This is a genomic window from cf. Phormidesmis sp. LEGE 11477 (assembly GCF_015207105.1).
GTDB lineage: Bacteria > Cyanobacteriota > Cyanobacteriia > Phormidesmidales > Phormidesmidaceae > Phormidesmis.
Map to the genome: position 1 here is coordinate 1 of NZ_JADEXO010000183.1, position 7857 is coordinate 7857.

Below are 7857 nucleotides of genomic sequence, written 5' to 3' on the forward strand. Positions count from 1 at the left end.
TATTAATAACAGAAAGAACAGCGTCCTTTCTAGTTTGTATGGCGGTCAGTTGAGCAGTCAAACTAGATTCTTCAGCCTCCAAGTCAGAGATAACTGCTTGTAGCTGAGGTAAAACGGTTTCAGACATAAATACTCTTTCAATCAAATGTTTCAGTAAACGATACTAGCGCATTCATCAAACTAATTGAAGTGTTCCCTCAAATTTAGATGAATAAAGTTGAGAAAACTAATTGAGTAAGATGGCGCAAAAGCATAGGAGTCGGTGCAAAAGAAGTTCTATGGATTCATCAACACCGAGAATTCTCCTGTATCTTACAACATAGAAGCAGTTTAGATACAATATTATCGTATTAGCTCGAACTGCGTATCGGACATCGGTATTAGACTCATTGCCAGAAGCAAGCATCGACGGACGACAAACCCTATTCTTTGATAAATGACTTTAAGCATTGTTCCAGTTAAAAGTTCTGTCTTTATCGAGGAAGGCACAAGCATCAGTCTGAGCGCAAGGACAAGTAGCCTAGACGGTCAGGCTCTTACCTGTGAATGGAACTTTGGTGACGGCAGCGCTTCTATTCAAGGAGCAACGGTTAGACATCGATATCATTTAGCTGGTAGCTATGCGCTCACGCTAATTGTTAAAGACGATCAAGGGACTGTCAGTATTGTCGAAAAGACTGCAGTTGTTGAAATGTTGCCTTTGGCGATCGCGCAATTGACTAGTGACATTATCGATGAATCGAGGGGGATTGTGGCTTTTGAAGCAACAGCCACAAAGGAAGCGACTAATAAGCAGACTGTTGGCGATCAGGGCAACTATAGCCACACGGCTAGCCGCTTAGCTACTTATGTTTGGAATTTTGGCGATGGTAGTCGTCCTGCCTCTGGGCAAAAAGCTATTCACAAGTTCAGTCAAAGCGGTAATTACTACGTCAGCTTGATTGCGTCTAGTCCGTCGGGGGCAACTGCCACGCAGGTTCACCAGGTTGCGTTAGACGGGGTTATTCAAGATAGCCCGATCAAAAATAACAAAGAAGTACTCAAAAACTATCCAATCACTTTCAATAGCCCTTATAAGGACAACCGCATTTTTAAGACCCATTCTATTCGTTGGGATTTTGGAGATGGCACAGTTGTCGAAAATAAAGTTGCACCTCGGCACATCTATCGCCAGGCGGGGAAATATACGGTATCGCTAGAGATTATAGATGAGAGAGGTAACACTAGCGCTAACCGGATTCCCGTCGAGGTTGTCTCTGCTGTCCCTAAAATTCTTTCTCTATCGGCAAATATAGCCTCTAGAAGTCAAGATGCCACAGAATATACGGCTATTGTCAGCAACCCTAGCAAGGAAGCGCTGACCTATCTATGGAGCTTTGGAGATGGCAGTCAGAAGACCTATGTCGAGGAAGCTGATAGCAAAACAGATGAGGCTAGAAACGTTCGTCATGTGTATGACCGTGACGGGACATACACCGCTACGCTAGAAGTCACGAATGAAACAGGCGAGCGCACGCTAGAAGCTATTTCGATCGCTGTTGACAGTATTCTACAGATCGAGAGTATTGCCTATTCGAGTAACTGTGTTGTGGGTAAGGTAGCTCGCTTTGAAGCCACAGCCTCTAGCCAACAAAAAGACGGAGCGATCTATCAGTGGTCGTTTCAGGGGCCGTTTGAGAGATCTAATGGGAACACGGGCCAGACTGCGAGTCAGAGTACGGATAGCCATACTCACCAGAAGACTGGCCAGGCGATCTCTTTTACTTTTCTAGAGGCGGGGACTTGGTCGGTAACGCTGACGGTTGTTGGTGGGTCTAAGGCAGTCACTGACACCTTTAGCGTCTTTGTCGCAGCAGCCGAGCTGGCGATCGCAATCCAAGCCAAAACAAACGCCATCGTAGGACAGAGCCTCGAATTTGTAGGCTGTATCGACGGTTTTAGTGACAGTTCTAGCAGTAGCAAGACGAATCCTCACACTATCCAAACCATTGAATGGGACTTTGGCGATGGCACAAGAATAGAGAGTCCGACGCTAGAGACCGCTCATCGATTTCACAAGCAGGGCAGCTACACGGTCAGGCTGAGCGTGACGGATGATCGCGCTGCTACCGCCACCACTTTTGTGAGGGTAGACGTTGTTGAGCTGCCTTTGATGCTAGTGGTGGGTGGCAAGATCATGCTTGATGCGTTGACTGGCGAGCTATCAGCTAGCGGGCTATACAAAGCAGCCAAGCTACCTGAGGGCGCTAATAGGAAACTGGGTAAAGGCTCAGCAGACAGAGCTGAGATAGGCTGGTCGATGCACTCAATGAATAATTTCTATGTCTATCGCGGTGCGGCGCTGCGGGCCGAAGGGAGAGCTTTGATAGCAGTGCCTGAGACTTTTACTAAGACTGCTGGCCCAGATACTATAGACGCGATCGCCCCCCTGGAAGATTCTCAGAGGAAAGACGAGCTGAGAGCACCCTTTCAGTCAGAAACAACCCAGCCCACGGCGATTTCTTTGGTGAAAGCGGATGATTCAGTGCAGTACCAGCAAGAAGAGACGGTTTCTGTCGAAGTACCGCAGCATCACGATCTGATCAATAATTTGCTTTTGCAGACTTCTCCGGTAGGATACAGTCCGATCCAGCTCGATACCAAAGTCTACGCAGAGCAGATACAGACAACGCTAGGTTGGAGCGAGATCTTCCTGGTTGGAGAATCGGCAGAACGCCCAACGGTGATTGAGATTGAGCGCGGGCCGCTATTCATCCCTGGTGGGGTCACCTTAGAGAACATGGTAATTGTTGTTGGTCGAGGGGATATTGTTCTACGGGAGGATTATTACACTATCGACAACTTAACGCTGATTGCTAAAGCAGGTGGGGTTGAATTAGACGATATCGATGCTATGGCGACTAGGGTCTTTGCGTCTAAAGCCATTCAAACAACCGAGCGATCGCACTTCCAAGGAAACAGCCTATTAGCCAGCCAGCAGCCGATTGTGTTCAACGGTGCAACGGTAGAAGCAGACGACTGCCTGAAGATAGTTGCTCAAAAAGGCGTCTATCTCAATGGCAGTGGAACGGTGCGATCTCAAATCATCGCGAAAGGAGATGTTGAACTTGGCCAGGGAACGTCCCTTCAGGGCAGCATTCGCACTTTGGGCAGCGTTATCTTCCATGATAAAGCCAGCTTAAGCGCGGCCATTCGTTCGCCGCTGGCTGAATCCCACAAGACGCTCACCCTACCGGCCTCCGCTCTAGAAAATCCCTCAAACTTAGAGAACAGTGATTTAGCGATCGCCCTGAACATTCGCCTACCAAACGGGATTAGCGATACTCACCATACGATCTATGTTGTGGAGTTGCCGCCCGATAGCAACGGCAGAGTTCAGCTAGCCGACGGTAGCCAGCTTTTCTGTGGCAAACAGTTAACCTGCGCCGAGCTAGAACAGACGGTGTTCTATCCCACATCAGCGGCGACCAAATCTCCGAGCTGCTTCGTTTATGCCATAGAAGATAATTGGGGAACCTCAGCCAACCAAACGCTGAGCATTTGCTTTGAGACGACAACCGCTTTTGCCAGTCAGCTTCAGTTCATAGCGGCGCAGCCCCGGACGCTGTGGCCTGCCATGCATCAGATGGTAGAGGTCAAGGTTGAAGGCTTTGAGAAGCTCCAGTCTGACTTTATAGTCACGCTAGAGGCGATCGTCTGTAGCGTGCCAATCGGGGCGAAGGGCGAAGGCGGCAGCGAGTATGATTACGAGATTATTGAAGACAGTCGGATTTTGCTGCGCGCTGTTCGCTCAGATAATGGGACAGAGCGGCTGTATAGACTAATCTATCGAATCGATGACAATCAAGGAAATGTGGCCTACTCAACCCTCGATATTCCAGTCACACTATCGGCGGATATCTGTGTGATTGAGGGTAGTTGAGGCATTAGATCTTTTACTGTGGAGTGGGTAGAAGATCGCTTTTGGCCCAAAGCTGCGGGCGCTTTTCGTCTAGCTGGCGCGATCGCTGGGTACCGATCATGGCAACTTTACCGGTCAACACAAAGCTGGTAAAGCTAGAGATGACAATTACTGGCAGCATCGCCGTACCTGAGAGTACGCTCAAAATAATGCTAGTACTGATAGGCGTTTTGGTCACTGCGACATTAACTGCTGCCATCAGGCAAACCATGCTGACAGTCGGATGAATTTGAGGGACTGCGAGGGCGATCGCCAGCCCGACATTGGCACCAATGAAAAACAAGGGGAAAATAAAGCCGCCCAAAAAGCCAGAATGTAGCGTAAAGCTAATCGCAAACATCTTGGCCACCGCAATCACCAGCAGCATCGTCACGCCTAGGGTCGATCCGGTTTCAATCACGGTGTGGATTTGTTCTTCACTAAAAAAGAGTGTTTGCGGCACGAAGAAGGCAATCAGACCAATACAGAGTCCGCCTAATGTCGCCAAAACGATCAGATGATGTTCTAACGGTTCTAATAGCTGCCCAATTAGGCGAAAAATATAGATAAACATCACAGCAACGCCAGCGCCGACTACGCCTAAAATTAACCCTTCAAGCAGATTTATCGGCGTCAGCTCGGGCACAGATTCAAAATGATAAAAGCCACCAATCGTGATCCCAGTGCTGATCCTAAAAACGGCAAAAGACAGAATTGCTGAAATCACCGCAGGCGCAACGGCCTCGTAATATTCCAACCCGCGCCGATGGGGAATTTCTAAGGCAAATAGCGCCGCCCCAATAGGCGCACCAAAGAATGCGCCTAAAGCCGCACTCATGCCACAGAATGTCAATACTCGAACATTACTTTGCTCCAAGCCGATGCGATCGCCTAGCCAGCTACCAAAGCTGCCGTTTACCTGAACCAGGGGTGCCTCTGGGCCAGCGCTGCCGCCTGCTGTGATCGCAACTAGCGAGGCAATCACCATAGCAGGCGTTTTATGAACATCGATCCGGCCAGGGTTATGAACATTATCGACAACCTGCGCCATCTCGCCCGGCAGCCCCATAAAATAGAGCACCAAACCTACACAAAAGCCACCAATAGTCGTCGCTATCCAGACGTAGTTGCTAGTCGGCAGCCAGCTAGGGAAACGAGGCTCAATCCATGCTGGCAGCGTATGCCAGACACCGTGCATCATCGTTTCTAAAACAAAGTAATAGCAGGTGGCAACCAGACCGCCGACAGCGCCAATCACCACAGCGCACAAAATTAGCTGTGGATAAGTGAGTAGACGGCGTGCCGATGAGTCTTGATCAACTGTTGTCTGCGTCGCTGATGGGGCTAGATCAGTTTGAGTAGTCACTAAGCTCAATCCTTTGTAACTGCGGGAAATCTAGCAACTGCATATCAACGCTTCAAGACTTTAAAGAGGGCCGATTCGCCCTTTCAAATGACGACTTAGATCACCGCTTAAGCACTGTTGCGCCTAAGCATTAACTGAGTGGGTGATTTTCAATAGAGTCTTGGAGTGAATGCTGCTGCTATTGGCTACAAGCTATCAAGACAGATCAGGGCATTTTGTTCACAGGGCTACAAACTAGCTCTCTTATGAGCAAAGCTGCATACAGGCTATGCAGATATTACAGATAGGTCTTTAGAAGACTATTGAAAATGTCGCTGATATCTCCGCGTCAGTACGGAGCCTCGCAAGAAAGCTACACAGCATAAATACCCAACTTTTTAACGTTTTCCTGATCATTAGTGCTATAGCTAGTTGTTTGAAACACGCACTAGAGATTATGGGGTTTGGCAATGTTTGATACTTCGATCAGTGGTCCTTTACCAGGCTTCAGTACACCCGATTCATCTATCGGTGGCTTATCAACGAATGGAACAACGCCAAGTAACGCTGCACTGCAAGACTTGACGGGTCAACCCAGCCAGTCTAGTACTTTGCAAGGTTTACCCGCGCAGCAAGTGATCGAACCACTTCCCAATAAGCCTCTCACTTTAGATGAACTAACGACTGGAAATCTAGGATTTATAGAAGCTGGTTCGGCTATCCAAGATGCTCAGAGATTGACTGCTTTAGAAGAGAACACCTCCAACTCTTTATCTATGGAGACTGCTCAGACTTCTCTAAGTAATGATGTTTTGCTGTCAGGCGGATTACTCGATCAGGCGAGTCTCAATAGCGCAACTGGCACTTTTGTAGTGGGCGATCGCGGTTCAGTAGAGATTGATTTTCTCTTTGATGGCGGTGGCTATAGCGGAGAGCTAGCTGTCTTTACGCTTGCTGGCATGGGCGGCCTGAGTGCGAGTGATTTTACCCAGGAAGCGGCTCGGCGGGCGCTTAGCGGCAGCGCTGAAGGACAAATCGTGATTGTCGATAGTACCGAAGCCGCTCAGTTTTCAGGAGAATTGGGGGAGCGCGATCGCAACGAAGGCACCGTGGCCAGCACCCAAACGCTCTCATTAGCAACCGGTACCCGATTCGCCCTGATGCTAGTGCCCGATAGCACCGTCGCCGCCGTCGCCGCAGGCAAAACTCAATCTGATGCTGATACCCCACTTTTTTCTATCGCCGCTTTCAACCCAGGTGGCAACCATCAGCTAGCCCAGGTTTCAGACGGGATATTTGCGATGGAAGATTTGCAAATCGGCAAAGGAGACGCTGACTTCAACGATATTATCTTTCAGCTAGAAGGGGCCACCAGCGACGTTCAATCATTCTCACAGCTAGCCGCCCCTGATAAAAACTGGCTATCAAACCCAGTCGCCCAATCCTTTTTGACAGCATCGAACAATCCACCAAACAACCCTGATCCAGATCCTGTTCCTGACCCAAACCCTACTCCTAATCCCGACCCAGATCCTAATCCAAACCCAAACCCTACTCCTAACCCCGACCCTGTTCCTGACCCAGATCCTAACCCCGATCCTGACCCAGATCCTGTTCCTGACCCCGACCCTACTCCCGATCCTGACCCAGATCCTGTTCCTGACCCCGACCCTATTCCAGATCCTGACCCTACTCCCGATCCTGATCCAAACCCCACTCCCGATCCGATCGTCGATATTTCAGGAGAGGTCAACAAATTTACTGGAAACACTAGCGAAGCTGACATCATCGCCACCGGAGCAGACAGCATCACAATCGGCACGCAGACCATCTATATCGGCACCGAGCAGGTCAGCAGTATTAACCAAAATCCGATTGTTCGCAGTTTTGACCCCGCAAACCCCGACAACAATTGGACTCGCCGAGATTTAGAAACGACAGGCACTGACGGTAGAGGTCTAGGTTTGATTTGGTCAGGAACGGCGCTCTATGGCGTGTTTAGCGTCGATGGCACGCAAGGAACCCCCGCAGAAGACTTTCGCCGAGCAAGTCAAACAGTGAAACAAAACTGGCTGCGTAGCTATGGTGCAGGTGGCGGCGGTAAAGTCGCTGTGATTGGCCAGATAGATCCGACCACAGGTGCATTGTTGAAAGCGGCATACCTTTCAGCAGTGAAACAAAATGGCCAGAGCAATTCTCTATCGATCACCGGAGCGACGGTGAACAATGTTGGAAATCTAGTGCTTAGTGCTAAATCATTCTTTAGTCCGCGCCGACCCGACGGCAGTGCGTTGACCCAGGATCCAGGCAACACGCAGGGTTCTCCTTTTGACTACACCGTAGAGATTACTCCTGACTTGACGGAGGTGATTAGTACATCCGCTGACGGCTGGAGCTAGAGGTTTGTTGGGTGTGCGATCGCGCATACGTTTTCTCTACTCTAGATACTCACAATGGCACTAAATAAAGCGAGTTTGGATTAAGCGATTGTCTAGAATCCTCGTCAGCCAGCCACTTTAGTTACAAAGCCTGAAGCAAATCCCCTTTTGGGAGGGGTGGCCGGAGGCCGGGG

3 protein-coding genes are annotated in these 7857 nt (G+C 49.4%); 2 read left to right on the top strand and 1 reads right to left on the bottom strand.

Annotation, left to right across the window (positions count from 1 at the left end; genetic code table 11):
* Positions 1-436: 436 nt before the first annotated feature.
* Positions 437-3922, top strand: a complete 3486-nt coding sequence (locus IQ256_RS27700; protein WP_193858920.1) for a PKD domain-containing protein — start codon at positions 437-439, stop codon at positions 3920-3922.
* 13 nt (positions 3923-3935) lie between these two features.
* Here IQ256_RS27700 and IQ256_RS27705 read toward each other — a convergent pair whose 3' ends face one another.
* Positions 3936-5306 carry a chloride channel protein gene (locus IQ256_RS27705; protein ID WP_193858921.1) on the bottom strand — a complete coding sequence of 457 codons (1371 nt, stop codon included), beginning with the start codon at positions 5304-5306 and terminating at the stop codon, positions 3936-3938.
* Positions 5307-5755: 449 nt separating this feature from the next.
* On the opposite strand from IQ256_RS27705, the gene IQ256_RS27710 reads away from it, so the two are divergent.
* On the top strand, positions 5756-7684 hold the full coding sequence (locus IQ256_RS27710) for a DUF4114 domain-containing protein (protein ID WP_193858922.1): 1929 nt from the start codon (positions 5756-5758) through the stop codon (positions 7682-7684).
* The last annotated feature ends 173 nt before the right edge of the window (positions 7685-7857 follow it).